The sequence below is a fragment of the Aeromonas sp. QDB54 genome (genome assembly GCF_027707385.1).
GTDB lineage: Bacteria > Pseudomonadota > Gammaproteobacteria > Enterobacterales > Aeromonadaceae > Aeromonas > Aeromonas hydrophila.
Window position 1 is genome coordinate 190,628 of record NZ_JAPCIT010000005.1, and the last position, 22,036, is coordinate 212,663.

Below are 22,036 nucleotides of genomic sequence, written 5' to 3' on the forward strand. Positions count from 1 at the left end.
GCCAGTGGCAGAGCGGATCCCTCCCCTCTGTCGTTCATTGTGCACCTATCTCTGTTTATGGGGGAGACTTGTCATCAAACAGACTTATAATGGCGTCACAAAAACAACATAACTATTTGAAGATCTTGAGAGTTGGCGCAACTTTCCGCCGCCTCTTGCGCCTACACAAGGAGTCCCCATGAAGAAAAACGTCATCTGCGACATCGACGGCGTCATCCTGCACAACAACGATCTGGTGCCCGGTGCCGACCGCTTCGTCCACCGCCTGCTGGAGCAGGGCAGCAAGCTGCTGTTTCTGACCAACTACCCGGCCCAGACCCAGAAAGATCTGCAAAACCGCTTCCGCTCCGCCGGGATCGAAGTGCCGGAGGAGTGCTTCTACACCTCCGCCATGGGCACCGCCGACTTTCTCAAGCGCCAGGACGGCAAGAAGGCCTATGTGATCGGCGAAGGGGCGCTGACCCACGAGCTCTACAAGGCCGGCTTCACCATCACCGACATCGACCCCGACTTCGTGGTGGTGGGCGAGACCCGCAACTACAACTGGACCATGATGCAACTGGGGGCCAAGTTCGTCGATCAAGGGGCCCGCTTCATCGCCACCAACCCCGATACCCACGGCCCCATGATGCACCCGGCCTGCGGCGCCCTGTGCGCCCCCATCGAGCGGATGACCGGCAAGAAGCCCTTCTACGTCGGCAAGCCGAGCGCCTGGATCATCCGCGCGGCGCTCAACCGGATGGAGGCCCACTCCGACGACACCATCATCATCGGCGACAACCTGCGCACCGACATTCTGGCGGGCTTCCAGGCCGGCCTCGAGACGGTGCTGGTGCTCTCCGGGGTGAGCAAGGTGGCCGACATCGACCGCATGCCGTTTCGGCCGAACCACATCTTCGACTCAGTGGTGGATATCGACATCGTCTGATCCCTGCCGGCTGACGGGCCGGCCTGGCGCAAGGCCCAGGTCGGCCTCGTTACCCCTGAAGGACGCGCAATGGAACCTGTCATGATCGCCGTGGCCTTCGGCTGCGGCATGCTGGTCAACCTCATCGGCCTGCCGCCCCTGCTGGGCTTTCTGGCGGCCGGTTTTCTGCTCAACGGCATGGGCTATCAGAACACCCCGGCCCTGAACGAAATCGCCGATCTCGGCGTCACCCTGCTGCTGTTCACCATCGGCCTCAAGCTCAACGTTAAGATCCTGATGCGGCGCGACGTCTGGGGCACCACCAGTTTGCACCTGCTGCTCTCCACCCTGCTGTTCACCGTGCTGCTGCTGGTGTGCAAGGGGCTCGGGCTGGCGCTGGCCATGTCGCTGGACTGGCGGCTGGCGCTGCTGCTGGGCTTTGCCCTCTCCTTCTCCAGTACCGTGTTTGCGGTCAAGGTGCTGGAGGAGCGCAGCGACATGAACGCCCTCTATGCCCGTCTCGCCGTCGGCGTGCTGGTGATGCAGGATCTGTTCGCGGTGGCCTTCCTGGCGGTCTCCAGCGGTCAGTGGCCCAGCATCTGGGCGCTCTGGATCCTGGGCCTGCCACTGCTGCGCCCCTTGCTGCTGAAATTGCTGGAGCGTGCCGGCCACGGCGAGCTGCAGGTGCTGTTCGGGATCTTCCTGGCGCTGGTGGTAGGGGCCGCCGGCTTTGAGGTGGTGGGGCTCAAGCCCGATCTGGGGGCGCTGGTCATCGGCATGCTGATCGCCTCCCACCCCGCCTCCGCGGGGCTGGCCAAGTCGCTGTTCAACCTCAAAGATCTGTTTCTCATCTGCTTCTTTCTCACCATCGGCCTCAACGGCCTGCCGACCCACGACACCATGTTGCTGGCGCTGGCGTTGGTGCTGGCCCTGCCACTCAAAAGTGCGCTCTACTACCTGGTCTACAGCGGCGCCCACCTGCGGGTGCGCACCGCCCTGCTCTCCACCCTGGCGCTCACCAACTTCTCGGAGTTCGGTCTCATCGTCGCGGCCATCGCCGCCAAGGCGGGCTGGATCTCCCATGAGTGGCTGGTTGCGCTCTCTCTGGCGCTGGCGGCCAGCTTCATGATCTCGGCCCCCCTCAACGGCCAAAGCGAGCGCATTTACCATCGGCTCGGCAACTGGCTGCGCGGCATGCAGGCCACCACTTTGCATCCGGAGGACAGGCCCATCGAGCTCGGCGATGCCGAGGTGATCATCCTCGGCATGGGGCGGATCGGTCAGGGCGCCTACTTCGAGCTGGAGAACAAGTACGGCACAGTGATCCTCGGGGTGGAGAACGACAGCGAGAAGCTGCCTACCCTGCGTGCCCAGGGCATGAACGTGATCGAGGGGGATGCCACCGATACCGATTTCTGGGACAAGGTGCTGCTCTCCAACCAGGTCAACCTGGTGCTGCTGGCCATGCCTCACCACTCGGGCAACCTCTATGCCATCGAGAAACTGCGCAGCCACGGCTTTGCTGGCAAGATTGCCGCCATCGTCCGCTTCGAGGACGACATCGCCTCCCTGAAAGAGCAAGGGGTCGATGCGGTGTTCAACGTCTACGACGAAGCGGGCAGCGGCTTCGCCCGCCACGTCATCAAACGGCTGCAGCCACGCTGACGGGGGGGCTGCGGCCCCCTTGGCAAGGGAGGCGCTATCGTTTACGTTATGCGCATCCTCGTTTAATAAAACGAACAATTACGGGGCCTGGATGGCCCCGTTTTTTTATCCCTTGCCAAGGAGGCAGCATGAAGACCCTCAACGACTGGATCCTGCTCGACCGACACGAGGCGGCCCCCACCCCGCTGATGCCCGCCCCCGAGCGCCTGCGCGCCGGCAATCCGCGCCAGACGGTATGGAACCACTACTCAGACCCCAGCCAGCAGTTTCACGTGGGCTTCTGGGCTTGCGAGCCCGGCCGCTGGGCCATCCACTACACCGAGCACGAATATTGCCAGCTGCTGGAAGGCGAGGCGGTGATCCACGATGGCCAGGGCGGCAGACTGCCCCTCAAGCCCGGCGATCAGTTCGTCATCCCGGCCGGCTTTGTCGGGGAGTGGGAGACCCTCACCCCCTGCCGCAAGCTCTACGTGATCTTCGAGCCCGCCGCGACTTGACGTCTGCGTCAACCCGGGCCGCCGTAGCCGCCCTTTTTCAGGCCGCCCGGGTTGACGTGTACGGCATGATTTTCTGCGGTTTTCCCGCTTGCAAAAGGTTTTTGCACTAGGCATTGTGATTGGCGAGGAATGTAAATGGAATTTCGAGCCCGAACGTGGGGGGCTCATATAAAAATCAAGAGGATTACCGCCAATGTGTTCTATTTTCGGCATTCTGGACATCAAATCCGATGCGGCCGCGCTGCGCAAATTGGCGCTGGAGATGTCCAAGCGATTGCGCCACCGCGGTCCTGACTGGTCCGGCGTCTACAGCTCCGACAAAGCCATTCTGGTGCACGAGCGCCTGGCCATCGTCGATCCGGGCAACGGCGCCCAGCCGCTCTACAACCCCGAGCGCACCCACGTGCTGGCCGTCAACGGCGAGATCTACAACCACAAGGAGCTGGAGAAGAACCTCAAGATCGACTTCCAGTTCCAGACCCACTCCGACTGCGAGGTGCTGCTGGCCCTCTACAAGGAGAAGGGCCCGGCGTTTCTGGACGATCTCAACGGCATCTTCGCCTTCATCCTCTATGACGCGGAGCAGGATGCCTACCTGATTGGTCGCGACCACATGGGGATCATCCCCCTTTACACCGGCCGCGACGAGCACGGCAACTTCTACGTCGCCTCCGAGATGAAGGCGCTGGTACCGGTCTGCAAGAGCGTCGAAACCTTCCCGCCGGGACACTACCTGTGGAGCAAGGATGGCGAGCTCAAACAGTGGTACAAGCGCGACTGGATGGAGTACGGCGCGGTCGAGCACAACGTCAGCGACAAGGCCGAGCTGAAAGCGGCGCTGGAAGCGGCGGTCAAGCGCCAGCTGATGTGCGACGTGCCCTACGGCGTGCTGCTCTCCGGCGGGCTGGATTCGTCCGTCATCTCCGCCATCACCAAGCTCTATGCCGCTCGTCGGGTTGAAGACGATGGCAAGAGCGAAGCCTGGTGGCCGCAGCTGCACTCCTTCGCCGTCGGCCTGGAAGGCTCGCCGGATCTCGCCGCCGCCCGCAAGGTGGCTGATCACCTGGGCACCATCCACCACCAGATCCACTTCACCGTGCAGGAGGGACTGGATGCCCTGCGGGACGTCATCTATCACCTCGAGACCTATGACGTCACCACCATCCGCGCCTCCACGCCGATGTACCTGATGGCCCGCTACATCAAGGCGATGGGGATCAAGATGGTGCTCTCCGGCGAAGGCTCCGACGAGCTGTTCGGTGGCTACCTCTACTTCCACAAGGCGCCCAACGCTCGCGAATTCCACGAAGAGAACGTGCGCAAGCTCGCCTCTTTGCATCTCTATGACTGCCTGCGCGCCAACAAGTCGATGGCCGCCTGGGGGGTGGAGGGTCGCGTGCCCTTCCTCGACAAGGAGTTCATGGACGTGGCGATGCGCCTGCAGCCTGCCGACAAGATGTGCGGCAATGGCAAGATCGAGAAACACATCCTGCGCGAAGCGTTCGAGGAGCTGCTGCCCCACGAAGTGGCGTGGCGCCAGAAGGAGCAGTTCTCCGACGGCGTGGGTTATTCGTGGATCGACAGCCTGAAAGCCATGGTAGAGGAAGAGGTGACGGATCAGATGTTCGAGGCGGCGGCCTTCCGCTTCCCCGTCAACACCCCGCTCACCAAGGAGGCCTACTTCTACCGCGCCATCTTTGACGAGCACTTCCCGCTGGAGTCCGCCGCCCGCACCGTGCCCTACGGCAAGTCGGTCGCCTGCTCCACCCCGACCGCACTGGAGTGGGATGCCAAGTTCAAGGAGATGGCCGACCCGTCCGGTCGCGCCGTGATGGACGTCCACCAGCAGGGTTACTGATCTGCCGGCGACCTTCCTTGCCTGAATACCAAGCCCCTCCTGCGAGGGGCTTGGTTTTTTCCCGCCGACCCATTCCCGCTTTTTGCATAACAAGCGCCCATCTCGCCCTTGGCGGCCGGGCTCGCTCGTGTCACATTGTTGCGGCTTGGAAGCAACCACAACAACACAAGGAGCACGTGATGAACCGACTGCTATTGCCACTGGTGCTTGGCACCGCCCTGTTTCATGGCGGGGCGTACAGCGCCGGCCACCTCTGGAGCCAGAGCCTGCCCGATTACAGCCAGGGCTATGACGAGCAACGAGACCCGGCCCGCGATCTCGCCGCCGCCACCGCCAAGGCCAGCGCCGAGGGCAAGAAAGTCCTGCTGCTGGTGGGCGGCGAGTGGTGCAGCTGGTGCCAGGAGATGAACCACTTTCTGGACCAACAACCCGACCTTGCCAGTCAGCTCAACCGCACCTTCGTGGTGGTCAAGGTGAACGTCAGCAAGCAGAACAAGAACGAATCCTTCCTCAACGGTTATCCCGAGTATCTGGGGGTGCCCCACTTCTACGTGCTGGATGCCAAGGGCAAGCTGCTGGAATCCTTCAACACCGGGCTGCTGGAGAAGGGGGACAGCTACGACGGGGAGAAATTCGGCAAGTTCATCGCCTTCTTCCAGCCCAGGACCACCCACGGCTGACTCGCCAATCGATGCAATCAGGGCCCAGCACGGTCAGTGACGGTGATGGGCCTCGATGGCCGTGCAAGCAGGGGTTGTAGGCCTGCGGCAAGCCGGCCATCCCCCCGACAAGGACGAAAAGATGTTACGGATACTGGGCAAGGCCTCTTCCATCAATGTGCGCAAGGTGCTGTGGACCTGCGCCGAGCTGGATCTCCCGTTCGAGCTGGAGGAGTGGGGTGCCGGCTTCAAGCCGACGGACACCCCGGCGTTTCTTGCGCTCAACCCCAATGCCATGGTGCCGGTCATTCAGGATGACGACTTCACCCTGTGGGAGTCGAACACCATCATCCGCTATCTGGCGGCGCGCTACGGCGACAACGCGCTCTATCCCGTCGAGGCGAGAGCAAGGGCCCGGGTCGATCAATGGATTGACTGGCAGGCATCGGACTTGAACAGCGCCTGGCGCTACGCCTTCCTGTCGCTGGTGCGGCGCTCCCCCCAGCATCAAGACCATCAGGCCCTTCACGCAACTTGCCTGCAGTGGTCTCACTGCATGGGGATCCTGGAGAGACAGCTTCAAGCAGCGGGGGGATATGTGGCCGGCCCCCACTTCTCGCTGGCTGACATTCCCATCGGGCTGTCGGTCAACCGCTGGCTGGAGACGCCCTATGATCGTCCGCTGCTGCCGGCCGTGAACGACTACTACCAGCGCCTGGGCGAGCGGCCCGGCTTTCGGCGCCATGGATGCAACGGAACGCCCTGAGGCGAACGGGAAGGGAGGGTGTTGGCAGAGTGAACACGGCAGGCCGGGCCGGGATGACCGGGCCCGACCTGCCGTATGTCAGGGCTGGGCGTCCGGCTGCTGCTCTGGCGCGGCCTTGATAAACGCCTGCAGCTGCTCGCAGTTGGCGACGATGCGATTGATGGTGGGGTAGTCTTCCAGCGACATGTCGTAGCGGCGAGCGTTGTAGACCTGGGGCACCAGCATGCAGTCCGCCAGGGTCACCTCGTTGCCGACGCAATAGATGCCGGCGGTGGTCATCAGCAGTTGCTCCAGCGCGGCGAAGGTCTCGTCAATCCAGTGGCGATACCACTCGTCGCGGTGTGCCTTGCCCTGCCCCAGCGACTGCTCCAGATAGTTGAGCACCCGCAGGTTGTTGAGGGGGTGGATGTCGCAGGCGATCATGTTGACGATCTGGCGTACCCGGGCCCGCTCCTGCGGGGCCGATGGCATCAGCGGGTGGGCGGGATAGGTTTCGTCGAGGTACTCCATGATGGCCACCGACTGACCCACCTGCACCTCGCCATCCACCAGAAACGGCACCAGCCCCTGGGGGTTGAGCCGACGGTAGGCCTTCTCGCGCTGCTCGCCCTGCCGCAGATTGACCGGATGCTGCTCATAATCGAGCCCCTTGAGCTGCATCACGATCCGTACCCGATAACTTGCCGATGAACGCCAATATCCAAACAACTGCAACATAATCTGTCCCTGTGTTGGCAGGTGCAAGGGCACCTGCCGCTCACCAGCCGGCCTCGTATCCATGCTGGCCCCTCACTTCGTCTGACTGGCCCCCGCCGGCGTGACCCGCTGCAAAATGGTGCCAAACAGACTCATCCCGTTGCGATCCTGCATCGCGATGGACACTGTATCACCAAAGCGCAGAAAGGGTGTAGTGGCTTGACCTGACTCGATAATTTCCAGCATTCGCAGCTCGGCGAGGCAGGATGAGCCGCGGCTTCTGTCGTAGTTGGAGACGGTACCCGAACCGATGATGCAGCCCGCCCCGAGCGGCCGGGTCTTGGCGGCGTGGGCGATCAGCTCATAAAAGTTGAAGGTCATGTCCACCCCGGCATCGGGGGCCCCGAACAGGGCGCCGTTGAGATGGGTCTCGAGGGGCAGATGCACTTTGCCGTCGCGCCAGTCATCCCCCAGCTCGTCCGGGGTGATGGCCAGCGGCGAGAAGCTGCTGGAGGGCTTGGACTGGAAGAAGCCAAAGCCCTTGGCCAGCTCCCCCGGGATGAGGTTGCGCAGGCTCACGTCGTTGACCAGCATCAGCAGCTTGATGTGGCCAGCGGCCGCCTGCGGGCTGGTGCCCATCGGCACGTCGTCGGTGATGACGGCGATCTCCGACTCGAAATCGATGCCCCACTCCTCCGACCCCATCGGGATGGTGCCACGGGGCGGCAGGAAGCTGTCCGAGCCCCCCTGATAGATCAGGGGATCGTGCCAGAAGCTCTCTGGCATCTCGGCGCCGCGGGCCTTGCGCACCAGCTCCACGTGGTTGACATAGGCGCTGCCGTCGGCCCACTGGTAGGCGCGCGGCAGCGGGGAGAGACAGGCCGTCTCGTCGAACGGGAAGGCGTCGGCGCAGGCACCATCGTTGAGCTGCTGATAGACGGCGGTCAGTTTGGGCGCAAGCTCGGCCCACTCGTCGAGGGCCGCCTGCAGGGTGGCGGCCAGCTGCGGCACGCGCACCGCGCGGCTCAGATCGCGACTCACCACCACCAGGGCGCCGTCCCGTTTGCCATTGTTCAGGGTTGCCAGTTTCATAGGGATTCCTCTTATTTGCCGTTCGTGGCTGGCGTGAGTTCCGGGCGCAACCAGCTGGTGACGTAACGCGGGTTCTCCACCCCGTCACACAGGCTGCCGACGTTGAGCGCATCGCGGGTATCGAGCATCACCGCCACCTCGTCGGTGAACTTCTTGGCGTAGGCCTGACCCGCCGCAAACGCCTTGGGATGGGGGCCGTGGGTAAAACCGGCGGGGTGGAAGGTGACCATGCCCCGCTCGATGTTGTCCCGACTGAAGAAATCCCCGGCGTGGTAGAAGAGCACCTCGTCGTAGTCGTCGTTGCTGTGGTAGAAGGGCACCTTGAGGGCGCCGGGATCGCTCTCGATGGGGCGCGGCACGAAGGTGCAGACCACGAACCGGCTCGCCACAAAGGTGGAGTGCGCCGACGGCGGCAGGTGGTAGCGGTGGCTCATCAGCGGGCGGATATCCCGCCAGTTGAGGCGTACCACGCACAAGTCCCCGTGCCACCCTTGCGCATCCAGCGGGTTGAACGGCCAGGTGATGACCGACACCTGGTTGTGACGCTTGACCTGCAGCGACCAGGGATTCTCATCCTGCTGGGCCAGGAAGCGCTCGTTGATGGCCGGCACGTCCAACGCCGCCGGATCGAAGATGGCGTGATTGCCCACCAACCCCTTGTCCGGCAGCTGGTAGCTGTCGTTGGTCGCCTCGATCATCAGGATGAACAGGGGCGCCGTCGGCTCGATGCGCCACATGGTGCCGCGGGGGATCACCAGGTAGTCGCCATCGCGCAAGGTTAGGTGACCGTAATCGCAGTAGAACTCACCGCTTCCCTCGTGGATGAACAGGAGCTCGTCGCCATCGGCGTTGCGCACCAGAAACGGCATGGGCTCATGCAGGCGCCAGATGCGGTAGCGGCAGTGGGGGTTGCTGAGAATATCCGGCATCACCCAGGGGGAGAGGGAGCTCACCTCCTCGCCGAGGGCGTTGAGATCAAACAGGCGTGGGCGCAGCGGCCCCTCCCAGTTGACCCAGTCGGTGGGGGCATGCTTGTGGTGCATGTGAGTGGCCGGCCCGAAAAAGCCGGAGCGGCCCAGTTCGCGCTCATAGATGGCCTGCTCGGGCAGGTCGGCATGAGCCTGGCGGGAGTGTGTCCCCTCCCGGTGGGGAAAGTTAATCCAGTTGCGCATCACCAACCTCCCTTGCTTGACAACCAACCCGCCCGTGGCGGTTCCCGTTACGCATCATTGAGCACCCCGCGGCGGATCTGATCCAGCTCGATGGATTCGAAGAGTGCCTGGAAGTTGCCCTCACCAAAGCCTTCGTTGCCCTTGCGCTGGATGATCTCGAAGAACACCGGGCCAATGACGGTGTCGGTGAAGATCTGCAGCAGGATGCCGTCCTTGGTGGGGGAGCCGTCGATCAGGATGCGCAGCTCTTTGAGCGCCGCCAGATCCTCCTGGTGCCCCTCGACCCGGCTGTCCACCTTCTCGTAGTAGGTGTCCGGGGTCGGCATAAAGCCGGTACCACGGCCACGCAGGGTACGGATGGTGTGGTAGATGTCGCTCGACGCCATGGCGATGTGCTGGATCCCCTCCCCCTTGTACTGACGCAGGTACTCCTCGATCTGGGACTTGTCGTCAGAGGATTCATTGATGGGGATGCGAATTTTGCCGCAGGGGGCGGTCATGGCGCGGGAATGCAGGCCGGTCAGCTTGCCCTCGATGTCGAAGTAGCGGATCTCCCGGAAGTTGCCGATCCGCTCGTAGAAATTGGACCAGACATCCATGTTGCCGCGCTGCACGTTGTGGGTCAGGTGGTCAATCTCGTACAGCCCGGCATCCACCTCGGCCATCCGGGCCTGCCAGTCGGGATAGAAGACGAAGTCCACGTCATAGATGGAGCCATTGTCGCCGTAGCGGTCGACGAAAGAGAGGGTGCTCTCGCCGATGCCGTAGATGGCGGGGATGTTGAGCTCCATGGGGCCAATTTTGCCGACGAAGGGCTTGGCACCCTTGCCGATGGCGTACTGCTGGGCCTTGCCTGCATCGCTCACCCGAAATGCCATGCCGCAGACGCTCGGCCCGTGCAGGCTGGCAAACTGCTCGGCCTGGGAGTGGGGCTCGGCATTGACCACGAAGTTGATGTCCCCCTGGCGGTAGAGCCAGCACTGCTTGTGTTTGTGCTGCGCCACCTCGGCAAAGCCCAGGGAGACGAACAGCGCCTTGAGGGCGGCAATCCCTTTGGCATCCGGCGCCGTGTACTCGACGAATTCGAAACCATCGGTGCCAAGCGGATTGATGGTGTGAGTACGGGCAGAAGAAGTGGTCGTCATGATGCGCTCCTTGCGATTGACTGATAACGAAGAGGGTAACACCGGGGCGCTGCGGGCAGCCGCCACCGGCATTGTTAACAACTTGTTTCATTAGAGGTGGCGGCGCGGCGGAAGAGAAGAGACGGCGTTCAGATAGTTTGCCGGGGGGGACGTCCAAAAGATGTAAATAGATTGTGACATTAAGGCCGCAGCCTTGTGGCGCGCTCGGTGGCGCCCCGCAAGGCTGTCAGCTTTGCCTTACAGGGACCAGTATCTGGGCTCGATGCGGGGCAATGCCTGCCGCGCCTGTTGCAACCGCGCCGGGGTGGGGTTGATGAGCCAGGCCGCCTGCCCCTCAGCCAGCAGCGGCAAGTCGTGCAGGCTGTCGCTCAGGGCCAGGGTGGCGCCGAGGGCGTGGATCCCGGGCAGGATCTTGTGGCGGCCGTGGCAGTAAAAACGCGGCATCAGGCCGCCGAGGCGATAATGCATCCGCGACCCCAGAATGCGATGGGGCAGATGGCCGGGCAGTTGCTGATGCAGTTGCCCCCGCACCAGGGCGCGAGGGCTGGCGGAGAGCACCCAGCAGCGCTGCCCTTCGGCCAGCAGTAGGGCGCGTGCCTCACGAAACAGTCCAGGCCGGGTACGGCAATAGGCCCGCACCAGGCGTCGCCACCCCAGCGGCGACAGCCCGAGGGTGATAGCCCACCAGATCAGTGAAATGCCGCGCCGGCGCTGGCTTGGCAGCAGATAGACCAGCCCGCCCAGCGCCATCACCGGCCACAGCAGCAGCGGCCAGATGCGACGACGCAGGATGAAACGCAGCAGCCCGGCATGGCTGTCATCCGGCGCCAGGGTGTCGTCAAAATCTGCCAGGATCCAGCCGCTGACGGGCAGATCCGGCACGCCTGGTACTGTTGCCCCCTTCATTCGGCCAGCCCCGCGATGGCGGCGTGCACTTCGGGCAGCACAAACAGCGTGCCTTCATCGGGCGGGCAGACGAAGTCGAACGCTTCCCCCGCCAGGGTGAACGCGAGGCGCCAGGCGTGCAGATAGCCGCGATCGGCCGCCGTGCCGCCGTAGCGCTCATCCCCGAGGATCGGCGCCCCCACGCTTTTGAGGGCAACCCTGATCTGGTGGGTCTTGCCGGTTCTGGGCTTGATCCGGTAGAGCCGCAAGCCTTCGCGCACCGAGACCGAGTCGAACCAGCTGATGGCCGGGTTGTCCTGGCTGCGCGCCAGCATCCAGCTGCCGCCCCGTCCCTTCTGCATGTCCCCCTTCACCCAGCCCTGCTTCTTCTTGGGCTTGCGATCGGAGAGGGCCAGATACTGCTTGCTCACTTCCCGCGCGGCAAAGGCCATGCTGAGGGCCCGGTTGGCCTCGGTGGTGCGCGCCAAGAGCACCAGCCCGGAGGTCATCTTGTCGAGCCGATGCACCGGATAGAGCAGCAGACCGGTGTCGGCCTTGACCCGACTGACCAGGCCCGGATGGAGCAGGCCGGCCTCGTCGGTCTCGTCATGCATGCCGAGCCCGGGCCCCTTGTTGATAACCATGAAATCTTTGTGCTGCGCTAGTATCCGGTACATCAATAACCCTTTAGAATGTTTTTAATTACAAGAACATGACCCTGCGGGGTCGCACCCCATGAACACTCAGAACAAGACTCGCACGGATGAAGAGATACCTGCTTTGGCTGCTGCTGATTGGCATCAGTCATGCTGTTCCCTTGCGGGCCAGCGAATCCACCCTTGAAGCGCCGGAACGGGTCGTACTCCAGCTGCGCTGGCTGCATCAGCCCCAGTTCGTTGGCTATCACATGGCCAAGGCCAAGGGCTTTTATGCCAGTGCCGGGCTGGACGTCGAGATACGGCCCGGCGGCAAGGACATCAGCCCGGTAGAAGAGGTGCTGAGCGGGCGGGCCGACTTCGGGGTCGGCAACACCGAGGTGCTCACCAGCTACGCCAGCGGCCAGCCACTGTTGGCGCTGGCCAGCGTCTATCAGCACTCCCCGTCCATCTTTCTGGCTCGCCGTGACAGCGGCATTCTCACCGTTGACGACATGCGTGGCAAACGGATCATGATGTTTTCGGCCCATCAGGACGCCGAACTGCTGGCCACTCTCTTCTATCAGGGGCTGAGTGAGCGTCAACTCATCCCGCTGCCCACCTCGGTCAACATCGAGGATCTCATCGAGGGCCGGGTCGACATCTTCAACGCCTACCTCAGCAACGAGCCCTTCTATCTGGAGGAGCGCGGCATACCCGTCTCCGTCATCAATCCGCGTAACTACGGCATCGATTTCTACAGCGACATCCTGTTCACCACCCAGGCGCAGGAGCGCGCCCATCCGGATCGGGTGGCCCGGTTTCGGGCCGCGAGCCTGGCGGGCTGGCGCTATGCCCTCGCCCACCCGCAGGAGGCCATCGCCCTGCTGCGCAAGGAGTATGGCGTCAACCGCAGTCAGGCCCACATGGAGTACGAGCTGCAGGTGAGCAAGGAGATGATCCAGCCGCTCTATGTGGAGATCGGGTATATGAATCCCGATCGCATGACCCACATCATGCAGCAGTTGGTCGAGATCGGGCTGGTGTCCAAGCCAGTCTCCTTGCACGAGTTTCTCTATCAGGCCCCTTCCGAGCAGTGGATCTTCTGGCGTCCCTGGTTCCTGCTGAGCCTCGCGGCCAGCGTGCTAATCCTGCTGCTGGCCCTCTATCTATTGATGTGCAACCAGCGGCTCAATCGCGAAATCGCCTTGCGCCGCCAGCGGGAGGAGGAGATCTGGCAACTGGCCCGCCGCGACCCCCTCACCGGCCTGCCCAACCGGCTGAGCCTGATGGAACGGCTCGATGCCCAGATCAAGGGCCCGGCCCCCGGCTGCCTGCTGTTTTGCGATCTCGACGACTTCAAGCAGGTCAACGACAACTTCGGCCACAGCCACGGCGATGCCCTCCTCTGCCAGCTGGCGGAGCGGATCAGCCGCAGTCTCGGGCCACAACACTTCTTCGCCAGACTGGCCGGCGACGAGTTCGTGCTGCTGTTGCCGGGCCATGATCAGGCGCAAGCCGACGCCATCGCCGAGCAGATCAAGGCCACCATGCAGTCGCCGTTCGAGGTGGAAGGGGTCCCGCTGGCGGTCGGCATCAGCGTCGGCATCAGCCAGTACCAGCCGGGGTGGCGCGCCGAGCAGTGGCTGATCCAGGCCGACCGTGCCATGTACCACGACAAGGGGGCTCCGCTGGCTGAGTCCCCAGGCTGATCCAAACTCCGACAGCACAAGGCCACCCGCGGGTGGCCTTGTTGTTGTATGGATGGCAGCGGCGACTAGCCGAAGGTCTGCCCCAGGGACTTGAGCTGTCTGGCCTTGGTCAGCAGGATCTCGCTCGACTCGTCGACATCGTGCATCTTGCTGCTGTTGGCATGGGAGTGCTGGGAGATGAGGTTGACGTTCTGGCTGATGTTTTCCACCACCGCCTGCTGCTCTTCCGCCGCCGCCGAGATCTGGGCCGAGAAGTCCATCACCAGCTCGATCTCCGTCAGTACCTGGTGCAAACTGTCCGACCCCATCCGGGTCATCTCTACGCAGGCCTGAGTCTGTTGCAGGTTGTTCTGCATCATCCCCTTCCAGCCGTTCAGGGTGCGCTGGATCTGGCCGATGCTGCTCTGGATCTGTTCGGTCGCCTTGTGGGTGCGGGTAGACAGGGTGCGTACCTCGTCCGCCACCACCGCAAAGCCGCGCCCCTGTTCGCCGGCCCGGGCCGCCTCGATGGCGGCGTTGAGCGCCAGCAGGTTGGTCTGATCGGCAATGCCCTGAATTTCCCCCATCAGCACCCCGATGCGATCCGACTCGCTGGCCAGCGCCACCGCCGAGGCAAAGGCGTGCTCCGCCTCCTTCGCCAGATCGGTGATCTTGTGTTCGGTCTCGATCAACTGCTGATCTGTGTGCTGGCAGTGAGCCTTGGCCTCGGCAATCTGGCTGTTGGTGTCCTGGATGTTGCGGGCGATCTCCTGGGCCGTGCTCGCCATCTCGGTGATGGCGGCCGCCATCTGCTGGGTCTGGGCATCCTGCTCGGCGATGTCCGAGCTGGCCTCGCTGGAGGCGCTCTTCAGGTGCACCGCCAGATCCTGCAGGGCGTGAGTGGCATCATCCACCCGGCCGAGCACAGTGCGAATACGGGCCTGCAGCAGCTTGATGTGGAAGTCGGCGATGGCGCTTGGCTCCTGGCCCGAATAGATGAGCCGGGTTAGGCTGTCGTACTCGCCGGCCAGTTGCTGCAGGTAACGGGGGGTGGTGATGAGCTCGTGGCGATAGAGCAGCCCCAGCAAGATCAGCGGCAGCGCCATGTAAAGCGCGGCCCAGCCGCCCAGTTGCACGGTGCCGAGCCAGCCCAGCGCCAGCAACCCGGCCACCGCTACCCCGTGGCGCAGCCGCGCCAGCGAAATCCTGGGCTTGCCGCCGCCCTGCTCGGCCGCCCGCAGCCGCGCATAGGTACGGGCTGCGATCTGCTTCATCTGCGGATCGGCGCGGCAGCGCACCGACTGGTAGCCGCTGATCTTGCCCTGCTCGAAGATGGGGGTGACGTAGGCATCCACCCAGTAATAACGACCATCCTGGCAGCGGTTCTTCACCATGCCGCGCCATGGCTGGCCCTGCTTGAGTTTGCCCCACAAGTCGGCAAATGCCGCCTTGGGCATGTCAGGATGGCGCACCATGTTGTGGTGCTGCCCCACCAGCTCGGCCCGGCTGTAACCGGCGACCCGGCAGAAGTTGTCATTGGCGTAGGTGATCACGCCCCGCAGATCCGTGGTGGACACCAGCTGTTCATCAGCTGCGAAATCCACTTCTTGATCAACAAGATGGCCTTTTTGTTCGCGCATGTAGCCCCCACTCTTACGTTGTTGCTCAGTAGAGTGTTGGGAAGCAATCAGCACCTGTAAAGGTCAATGCAAAAAGATTCTGACGAGCCGAGAACGGATCGGGCCAGCAGGAAATAATCATTGATTTAAATCAACATTTCCTGCCGGCGTGCGATATTTATTGCAGTGAAAGATGGCTGGCAATGGTCTTGAACAGCACCGGATAGTCATCCTCGAAATGGTGCGAACCGGGCAGGGTCACCGTGGTCACGTTGGGCTGTTGCAGACGGGGACAGAGCCGTACCGGCGAGTCGTCATCCGCCCCCTGCACGCAGAGCATCGGCAGGGTGTGGATGGCGTTGACCTCGGGCTGGGTGGGATAGCTGCCCGCCTTGTCGTGGGTCACCATGTCGCTGACGTGGATCTCGAAGTCGGAGGCGGTCGAGGGTGAGAGCATCACGGCCCCGATCAGGCTCTTGCGATAAGGTTCGGGCAACCGGTTGATGACGAAGGGCACTATCTCGGCACCGAAGGAGAAGCCCACCAGCAGCCAGCGCTGGCGCCCCCAGCGGGACTGGTAATCATCCAGGATCCGCACCAGATCGGCGGTGACCTGCTGTGGATCCTTCTTCTTCCAGTAGTAGGTGAGCGAGCTCCAGCCCACCACCGGCATGCCGTGCTGCTGCAGCTGGGCGCTGAGCCCCTTGTCCAGCGCCGCCCAGCCGCCGTCACCGCTCATGAACACCACCATGGGGGCACTTGAGGCTTGTGCCACCGGCAGCTCCACCAGTCCCAGCTCCTCTTTCACCGGCGCGGCAGAGAGCGAAAAGGCGCAGCACGCCAGCAGCAATAACAGGATTTTCATGGCCGACTCCTATTTTTTGATGAGCCCGAACGGGCCTCGGCTGATCAGAGATATCAGGTTGGTCAGCACCCTCGGCAGCACCAGCTTGCTGGTACAGAGCAGGTAGCGCGGCTCCCAGTCCGGCGAGAACTTCTCCTTGTAGCGTCTGAGCCCCTGGAAATTGTAGAAACGGCTGCCCCGGGTGAAGATGGTGTTGCCAAGCCGGGTCCAGTAGCCGCTCAGGGGGTGATCGTTGAAACCGGACATGGGCGCCATGCCGAGGTTGAAGCTGGCGTAGCCCTCGGCCTTGCCCCACAGCAGCAGCTCGACGAACAGGAAGTCCATGATGGGGGCCGTACCCGTGTCCAGGCTGTAGCGCATCAGATCGATGGAGAGGCTCTCCTTGTTGTCGCTGACCCAGAGGTTGGCAAAACCGACGATCTGCCCCTCGTGACGCACCAGCGCGGCCGGGCTCAGGCTGAGGTAGGCGGGCTCAAAGCTGCCCACCGAGAAGCCCTTCTCCTTGCCCTGCTTGCTCTGCAGCCAGGTGTCCGATACCTCCTTGAGGCGCGGTAACAGTGCAGGCACGCATTCAGGCGCCACCACTTCGAACGACAGCCCCTCCCGCTTGCCCTTGGCATGGCTCTGACGCAGGTTGCGCAGCCGGCTGCCGGCCAGCTCGAAGGCTGCCAGATCGACGATGGCCTCCTCCCCCAGCTTGAACGGGATCAGGCCCAGCTCCAGATAGAGCGGCAGGTAGCGTGCCGACACCTGATAGAACACCGGGCTGGCATCGTGCTGATCGCACAGCTCGCGAAACTGCCAGAGCAGCTCCTCGATAAGCTCAGGCTGACCGATGGGATCCCCCATCACGATCCAGCCATTGCCCTCGACGCCGTACATCAAGAACGCCTCGCCGCCGGGATGAAACAGCAGCGACTTGTCGCCAAGCTGGGCCAGGTAGCCATGACCGCCCCCCTCGCGCAGCACCAGGGCATGGGCGCGGGCCAGCTCCTCTGCTTCCGGCTTGCGCCCGGAGACCCGCAGCGGCGCCAGCAGCTGGGCTACCCCGACCACGGCCAGCACGGCCACCACGCTGCCCATGGCCCGCAGCCCGCGGGAGGCGGCACCATGGGGCGAGAAGTGGAACCAGAGGGCGTGGTCATATTCCACCTGGCGGTAGGAGAAGAGCAGCAGCCAGAGCGCCCCCAGCAGCACGGCCCCCACCGAGATGAGCCAGCCCGGGGTGAACTGGGCGTGCAGCAGGGAGCCCTTGCGATAGAACAGCGAGCGACAGGGGGTGATGATGAGCAGGAACAGTCCAAGCAGCAGGGCCGACTCCCAGTCGAACCCCTTGAGCAGGGAGAAGATCATCCCCAGCCCCAGCAGCAGCTGGGTGATGCGAAACGCCGCATCGTGGCGCCGGTAGAGGCTGCGAGCCAGCAGGATCAGCAGCACGCCGCTGACGCTGCCGAGCACATGGGAGAGCTCCAGCAGGTGCAGCGGCAATACCTGCAGGAACATCTCGATGCGCCCGCGCATGGTGGGGATCATCCCCGAGCAGAGCAGCAGGCTGCCCGCCGCGAACGCCCCCAGACTGATCAGCGCCGGCAGGAACTCGCGCACCGCGGTCATGATGCCCTGCAACCGGCTCCAGCGCGCCTTCTGCTGCAAGAGCTCCTGGCTGGTGAACAGCAGCAGGGCGCACAGGAAGGGCAGCACATAGTAGATGCAGCGATAGAGCAGCAGGGAGGCCAAGAGCTTGTCCACCGGCAGGTATTTGGCCAGCAGCAGGCTCATGCTCGCCTCGAACACCCCGATCCCGCCGGGCACATGGGCCAACACCCCGAGGAAGCTGGCCAGCACGAAGGCACTGAGCAGCACCGGATAGGAGACGCTGTCCGCCGGCAGCAGCACATAGAGCACGGCGGCAGCGGCCATCCAGTCCAGCAGCGCCACCAGCAGTTGCAGCAGCCGGGTTCTGAATACCGGCAACACCAGCTCGTGGCCACGCCAGACCAGCGCGGGCTTTGGCCAGAACAGGTAGCCAAGCACCGCCAAGAGCGCCAGCCCACCCGCCACGTTGAGCAGCTGATCGGCCCACAGCGGCCAGTCCGGCAGCAAGGTGGTGGCCTGCCCCACCAGCAGGGCCGTCCCCCCCCAGGCCAGCAGGCCGAGGAAGAAGGTCACCGAGCAGAAGACGATGATCCTGGCCACCTCCCCGGTGCCGAGCCCCAGCGACGAATAGATGCGATAGCGCACCGACGAGCCGGTCAGCAGGGCAAAACCCAGAGTATTGGAGAAGGTGTAGGCGATGAACGAGGTGACCCCTACCTGCTGCCAGGGCAGCCGCTTGCCAAGGGCGTGCACCGCCAGCATGTCGTAGCAGCAGAGGCAGGCATAGCTGAGCAGGGTCAGCAACAGGGCTCCGCCCAGCAGCGGCAACGGCAAAGACCAGATGGCCAGCCGGATGTCGTGCCAGTGCCAGAGGTGAGTCAAACGATAGAGCACGGCCAGCGCCGCCCCCAACAACAACAAGCTACATAACGGGCCTAACCAGATAAACAGATGACGCCGCATTGCCGATCCCTACCGACGCGAGGCCATGGCCATGCGCGTCACGTTGCTGAACATGGCCACCCGCAGCGGGAAGCACAGACTGCACTCCTTCGCGCCTTGGCCTTCAAATAGATGTTTTATGGGCCGTGGGCGGCGAACGGTCGGCACTGATGACATGGCCAGTTTGGCCCTGGCTGCCCGGAAAATGCCCCCGCCCAGCATGGCATCCCACTTTATATCGACTTTTTTGCAAAAGACGAGTCTTGCCCTCGAAATAAAATTACTCAGCTGCTGGCAGATTAATTCGCCGCTTTCCCTGGCGGCCAGCCCCGCCACATCCCGTCGGCGCGCAGCACAATTAATGAGCAGTGACATCATACACCAGATAACACGCTTTACCCGACCCATCTGGTCAGGTTGGCAAGCCGCTCATGGGTCATCAATAGGCTGCGCCCAAATAAAAAGGGGAGCCAGGCTCCCCTTTATCTAAATATGGCGTTACTGCACGCTGCGACACTGGCTGAAGATATCCAGCTGCTGGTCATATACCGCCGTATTCACATCCCAGATCCCCAGCATGGACGAGAACAGGTTGTCGTGGGAATAACGGGTATTGGCTGCCTTCTGCTGCAGACAATCGAGGTTCATTCCCTTCTCTTTGGAGAAACCGGGCGACATCCACACCTGCATGGGCACCCGGGTCTGATCATCCGGCGCAAACTTGTAAGGGGTACCGTGCAGATAGAGCCCCAATGCCCCCAGTGACTCGCCATGGTCGGAAATATAGATCAGCGCCGTGTTGTATTTGTCTTCATATTTTTTCAGCCGTTCGATCATGCTGGCAATCACGAAATCGGTGTAGCGAATGGTGTTGTCGTAGGTATTCTCCAGCTCCTGATCGGTGCAGTTTTCGATATCGCTGCGCTGGCAATCCGGCAGGAAATGGCGATGCGACCCCGGATAACGCTTGTAATAGGTCGGGCCATGGCTGCCAATGAGGTGAAAGCCCACCAGCTTGTCCCCCTTCATGCCGGCCAGCTCGTCGTCCAGCCCCTCCAGCACCACTTCGTCATAGCAGGTGTTCTTGTCGCAGAACTTGGGGTGATCCTTGGGCTTGACCACCATGTTCGGCACCCGATCGCACACGCCCTTGCAGCCACCATCATTCTCCTTCCAGAAGATGGAGATACCGCTCTTTTGCAGCACATCCAGCAGCCCTTCGCTGTTGCGGGCCAGGTTGCCGTCGAACTGGTTGCGCCCCATGTTGGAGAACATGCAGGGTACCGAGACCGCCGTCGCCGTGCCGCAGGAGCGCACGTCGTTGAAGGAGATGATCCCAGCCTGCTTGCTGGTGAAGGGGTTGGTCTCCTTGTGATAGCCGTTCATGGAGAAATTCTTGCCGCGCGCCGTCTCCCCCACCACCAGGAACATCATGGTCGGCTTGTCCGCACCGGCCACCCGCCTAGCGTCGTCGCCCAGGCGCTGGAACGGCACCGGCTCTGTCAGATAGCGTTTCTGCAGATACCTGGCGGTGCTGTACATGTAGTTGGCCGGCACTATCTCCCGGTTCAGGGTCTGGTTGTTGCGCCCGACCGAGGCGTAGTCCTGGTAGTAGGCCGCGGCGATGAGCCCCAATACCACCAGCGAGGCCAGCATGGAGAGGCCACGCTGCAACAGGCCCTGATACCATTTGGCCGGATACTCTATCTTGACGAAAAACAGCAGTACCGCCGGCACCACTCCGGCCAGCAATACCCAGACCACAATGGGCACGCTCAGGTAGGAGTAAGCCTCACTCTGGTTGGTCTCAAAGATGTTCTGGATCATGTCGCCATCAAACAGCACCTTGTATTTCATCATGGTGTAGCTGGCAATGGCACCGGTGATAAACAGAAAGGCAAAGAAAGGCTTGACGAAATAACGCACAGAGAATGGCATGAATACAAAGTTCAATGCCGCTACCAATACGATGGGAATGGAGATGGCAAACCCGATTTTAAAATGCTCAAGCTGCGTCAATATCTCATAAAAATGCAGCAGGACTGGCCAGTTGAGCAAGAAGGCAAAGATAAATGCCAACAACAAAATAAATGGAACAATTCTTATTCTAAGAAAAGAAGGCATGCATATCTCCCTGTTACGCTTCTTTATTACACGTCGAAATAGCCGAACCAGAGTCGACACGCCGATATTTGGCGCCGGATAGTAACAGCGTGCTGAAAACACCAAATATACTATTTTCAAATATCTTCAATAATGTGATGTATATCAACAATCATCAGCAAACTGACAGCCTAGCCGACGATACTTAAGGAAAAATTAAGATACCCGTGTTATGCAACCGCTCAAAAAACAGCCACGTATATACGACTCATCTTCCCGCCTCGCGCTCGCACCACTCTTTTTCAAGACGGCCGCTCGTCCTTAAGTTTTGCTTAAGACTGCTCGGCGAGGCTGTTCCCTGACGAGTCCTCGTCACACGACAGATGCGAGAGAGGGTTAACATGCACAACAGCGCAGCAATCAGCAAGGTACCAGAGATCACCCTGGCGTTCTGGGTCATCAAGATTCTGGCGACCACCCTGGGGGAGACGGGGGGTGACGCCGTCTCCATGTCGATGGAACTCGGTTATCTGGTGAGCACGGCCATCTTTGCCGTGATCTTTTTCGTGTCGGTCAGCGCGCAGATCGCAGCGACCTCCTATAACCCCCTCCTTTACTGGACCACCATCATCGCCACCACCACGGTCGGCACCACCCTAGCGGACTTTGCCGATCGCTCGCTCGGGTTGGGCTATGCCGGTGGTTCCACCCTGCTGCTAGCTTTGCTGATGGGCTCCTTCCTGCTCTGGTATCGGCTGCAGGGCAGCATCTCCACCGGCAGCATTACCACGCCGCGCACCGAGCTGTTCTACTGGGTCACCATCATGTTCTCCCAGACGCTGGGCACCGCACTGGGTGACTGGACCGCAGACGAGGCCGGCTTTGGTTATGCAGGCAGTGCCGTGCTGTTCGGTGGCATGCTGGCCGCCATCGTGGCTACCTACTACCTGACCCGGGTGTCGCGGCCCCTGCTGTTCTGGGCCGCCTTCATTCTGACCAGGCCGCTGGGAGCCGTGGTGGGGGATTTTCTGGACAAGCCGCTCAGCAAGGGCGGGCTGGAGCTGAGTCGTTACTCCGCCTCCTTCACCCTGCTGGCCGCCATCGCCGCGCTGGTGCTGATCTCGACCCTGCGCAACCGGCAAGTGGTTCGGGCTGAGCTCGATATCGAACAGTAATCACGCAGCAAGCCAGCCCGGCCGCCTCTGGGTCGCCGGGCTGGCTATGCTCTGTGGGAATTGATGCG

19 protein-coding genes are annotated in these 22,036 nt (G+C 62.4%); 8 read left to right on the forward strand and 11 right to left on the reverse strand.

Features of this window, described 5'->3' with window-relative positions:
• Positions 1–178 precede the first annotated feature (178 nt).
• From PG881_RS07000 to PG881_RS07025, 6 genes are all read left to right on the forward strand, one after another.
• Positions 179–928 (forward strand): HAD-IIA family hydrolase, encoded by a 750-nt coding sequence (locus PG881_RS07000; protein WP_011706469.1) that lies wholly within the window; start codon positions 179–181, stop codon positions 926–928.
• Positions 929–997: 69 nt separating this feature from the next.
• Positions 998–2,572 carry a cation:proton antiporter family protein gene (locus PG881_RS07005; protein ID WP_264098543.1) on the forward strand — a complete coding sequence of 525 codons (1,575 nt, stop codon included), beginning with the start codon at positions 998–1,000 and terminating at the stop codon, positions 2,570–2,572.
• Between the two features lie 128 nt (positions 2,573–2,700).
• The gene (locus tag PG881_RS07010) at positions 2,701–3,069 is read left to right on the forward strand and encodes a cupin domain-containing protein (protein ID WP_017784880.1); all 369 of its coding nucleotides are present in this window, start codon (positions 2,701–2,703) and stop codon (positions 3,067–3,069) included.
• A 193-nt stretch (positions 3,070–3,262) separates the two neighbouring features.
• Entirely contained in the window at positions 3,263–4,927 is a 1,665-nt protein-coding gene (gene asnB, locus PG881_RS07015; protein ID WP_270798924.1) for an asparagine synthase B, read from the forward strand.
• A gap of 179 nt (positions 4,928–5,106) precedes the next feature.
• Complete coding sequence (locus PG881_RS07020; protein ID WP_264098545.1) at positions 5,107–5,607, forward strand: thioredoxin family protein; 501 nt, start codon at positions 5,107–5,109, stop codon at positions 5,605–5,607.
• Between the two features lie 121 nt (positions 5,608–5,728).
• Positions 5,729–6,352, forward strand: a complete 624-nt coding sequence (locus PG881_RS07025) for a glutathione S-transferase family protein (protein WP_264098546.1) — start codon at positions 5,729–5,731, stop codon at positions 6,350–6,352.
• A gap of 78 nt (positions 6,353–6,430) precedes the next feature.
• Here the strand turns inward: PG881_RS07025 and maiA are convergent, their stop codons facing one another.
• The 6 genes from maiA to PG881_RS07055 form a co-directional block, all read right to left on the reverse strand.
• Positions 6,431–7,069, reverse strand: a complete 639-nt coding sequence (gene maiA, locus PG881_RS07030) for a maleylacetoacetate isomerase (RefSeq protein WP_043119137.1) — start codon at positions 7,067–7,069, stop codon at positions 6,431–6,433.
• A 72-nt stretch (positions 7,070–7,141) separates the two neighbouring features.
• Entirely contained in the window at positions 7,142–8,140 is a 999-nt protein-coding gene (locus tag PG881_RS07035; protein ID WP_029302746.1) for a fumarylacetoacetate hydrolase family protein, read from the reverse strand.
• Positions 8,141–8,151: 11 nt separating this feature from the next.
• Positions 8,152–9,312, reverse strand: coding sequence for a homogentisate 1,2-dioxygenase (locus PG881_RS07040; RefSeq protein ID WP_011706477.1), 1,161 nt, complete (start codon positions 9,310–9,312; stop codon positions 8,152–8,154).
• Positions 9,313–9,359: 47 nt separating this feature from the next.
• Entirely contained in the window at positions 9,360–10,457 is a 1,098-nt protein-coding gene (gene hppD, locus PG881_RS07045; protein ID WP_118880941.1) for a 4-hydroxyphenylpyruvate dioxygenase, read from the reverse strand.
• 237 nt (positions 10,458–10,694) lie between these two features.
• Entirely contained in the window at positions 10,695–11,363 is a 669-nt protein-coding gene (locus PG881_RS07050) for an HAD family hydrolase (RefSeq protein ID WP_118880940.1), read from the reverse strand.
• On the reverse strand, positions 11,360–12,019 hold the full coding sequence (locus tag PG881_RS07055; RefSeq protein ID WP_118880939.1) for a TIGR01621 family pseudouridine synthase: 660 nt from the start codon (positions 12,017–12,019) through the stop codon (positions 11,360–11,362). Before PG881_RS07055 ends, PG881_RS07050 begins: the two co-directional genes overlap by 4 nt.
• Positions 12,020–12,105: 86 nt before the next feature.
• On the opposite strand from PG881_RS07055, the gene PG881_RS07060 reads away from it, so the two are divergent.
• The gene (locus tag PG881_RS07060) at positions 12,106–13,689 is read left to right on the forward strand and encodes a GGDEF domain-containing protein (RefSeq protein ID WP_118880938.1); all 1,584 of its coding nucleotides are present in this window, start codon (positions 12,106–12,108) and stop codon (positions 13,687–13,689) included.
• 65 nt (positions 13,690–13,754) lie between these two features.
• Here PG881_RS07060 and PG881_RS07065 read toward each other — a convergent pair whose 3' ends face one another.
• The 5 genes from PG881_RS07065 to PG881_RS07085 form a co-directional block, all read right to left on the reverse strand.
• Positions 13,755–15,308 (reverse strand): methyl-accepting chemotaxis protein, encoded by a 1,554-nt coding sequence (locus PG881_RS07065; protein ID WP_017408049.1) that lies wholly within the window; start codon positions 15,306–15,308, stop codon positions 13,755–13,757.
• Between the two features lie 157 nt (positions 15,309–15,465).
• On the reverse strand, positions 15,466–16,152 hold the full coding sequence (locus PG881_RS07070; RefSeq protein WP_043162162.1) for an AcvB/VirJ family lysyl-phosphatidylglycerol hydrolase: 687 nt from the start codon (positions 16,150–16,152) through the stop codon (positions 15,466–15,468).
• A gap of 9 nt (positions 16,153–16,161) precedes the next feature.
• The gene (gene mprF / locus PG881_RS07075; protein ID WP_103828099.1) at positions 16,162–18,711 is read right to left on the reverse strand and encodes a bifunctional lysylphosphatidylglycerol flippase/synthetase MprF; all 2,550 of its coding nucleotides are present in this window, start codon (positions 18,709–18,711) and stop codon (positions 16,162–16,164) included.
• A 9-nt stretch (positions 18,712–18,720) separates the two neighbouring features.
• A complete protein-coding gene (locus PG881_RS07080; protein WP_270798935.1) occupies positions 18,721–19,065 on the reverse strand; it encodes a hypothetical protein in 345 nt (114 codons plus the stop codon).
• A 123-nt stretch (positions 19,066–19,188) separates the two neighbouring features.
• Positions 19,189–20,814 (reverse strand): MCR-3-related phosphoethanolamine--lipid A transferase, encoded by a 1,626-nt coding sequence (locus PG881_RS07085; RefSeq protein ID WP_264098761.1) that lies wholly within the window; start codon positions 20,812–20,814, stop codon positions 19,189–19,191.
• A gap of 380 nt (positions 20,815–21,194) precedes the next feature.
• On the opposite strand from PG881_RS07085, the gene PG881_RS07090 reads away from it, so the two are divergent.
• On the forward strand, positions 21,195–21,968 hold the full coding sequence (locus PG881_RS07090) for a COG4705 family protein (protein WP_264098762.1): 774 nt from the start codon (positions 21,195–21,197) through the stop codon (positions 21,966–21,968).
• Positions 21,969–22,036 lie beyond the last annotated feature (68 nt).

Bases quoted from the DNA above. Each gene is read 5' to 3' on its own strand.
- PG881_RS07000 (WP_011706469.1), top strand. From the start codon at position 179: ATGAAGAAAAACGTCATCTGCGACATCGACGGCGTCATCCTGCACAAC.
- PG881_RS07005 (WP_264098543.1), top strand. From the start codon at position 998: ATGGAACCTGTCATGATCGCCGTGGCCTTCGGCTGCGGCATGCTGGTC.
- PG881_RS07010 (WP_017784880.1), top strand. From the start codon at position 2,701: ATGAAGACCCTCAACGACTGGATCCTGCTCGACCGACACGAGGCGGCC.
- asnB (WP_270798924.1), top strand. From the start codon at position 3,263: ATGTGTTCTATTTTCGGCATTCTGGACATCAAATCCGATGCGGCCGCG.
- PG881_RS07020 (WP_264098545.1), top strand. From the start codon at position 5,107: ATGAACCGACTGCTATTGCCACTGGTGCTTGGCACCGCCCTGTTTCAT.
- PG881_RS07025 (WP_264098546.1), top strand. From the start codon at position 5,729: ATGTTACGGATACTGGGCAAGGCCTCTTCCATCAATGTGCGCAAGGTG.
- maiA (WP_043119137.1), bottom strand. From the start codon at position 7,069: ATGTTGCAGTTGTTTGGATATTGGCGTTCATCGGCAAGTTATCGGGTA.
- PG881_RS07035 (WP_029302746.1), bottom strand. From the start codon at position 8,140: ATGAAACTGGCAACCCTGAACAATGGCAAACGGGACGGCGCCCTGGTG.
- PG881_RS07040 (WP_011706477.1), bottom strand. From the start codon at position 9,312: ATGCGCAACTGGATTAACTTTCCCCACCGGGAGGGGACACACTCCCGC.
- hppD (WP_118880941.1), bottom strand. From the start codon at position 10,457: ATGACGACCACTTCTTCTGCCCGTACTCACACCATCAATCCGCTTGGC.
- PG881_RS07050 (WP_118880940.1), bottom strand. From the start codon at position 11,363: ATGAAGGGGGCAACAGTACCAGGCGTGCCGGATCTGCCCGTCAGCGGC.
- PG881_RS07055 (WP_118880939.1), bottom strand. From the start codon at position 12,019: ATGTACCGGATACTAGCGCAGCACAAAGATTTCATGGTTATCAACAAG.
- PG881_RS07060 (WP_118880938.1), top strand. From the start codon at position 12,106: ATGAAGAGATACCTGCTTTGGCTGCTGCTGATTGGCATCAGTCATGCT.
- PG881_RS07065 (WP_017408049.1), bottom strand. From the start codon at position 15,308: ATGCGCGAACAAAAAGGCCATCTTGTTGATCAAGAAGTGGATTTCGCA.
- PG881_RS07070 (WP_043162162.1), bottom strand. From the start codon at position 16,152: ATGAAAATCCTGTTATTGCTGCTGGCGTGCTGCGCCTTTTCGCTCTCT.
- mprF (WP_103828099.1), bottom strand. From the start codon at position 18,711: ATGCGGCGTCATCTGTTTATCTGGTTAGGCCCGTTATGTAGCTTGTTG.
- PG881_RS07080 (WP_270798935.1), bottom strand. From the start codon at position 19,065: ATGTCACTGCTCATTAATTGTGCTGCGCGCCGACGGGATGTGGCGGGG.
- PG881_RS07085 (WP_264098761.1), bottom strand. From the start codon at position 20,814: ATGCCTTCTTTTCTTAGAATAAGAATTGTTCCATTTATTTTGTTGTTG.
- PG881_RS07090 (WP_264098762.1), top strand. From the start codon at position 21,195: ATGCACAACAGCGCAGCAATCAGCAAGGTACCAGAGATCACCCTGGCG.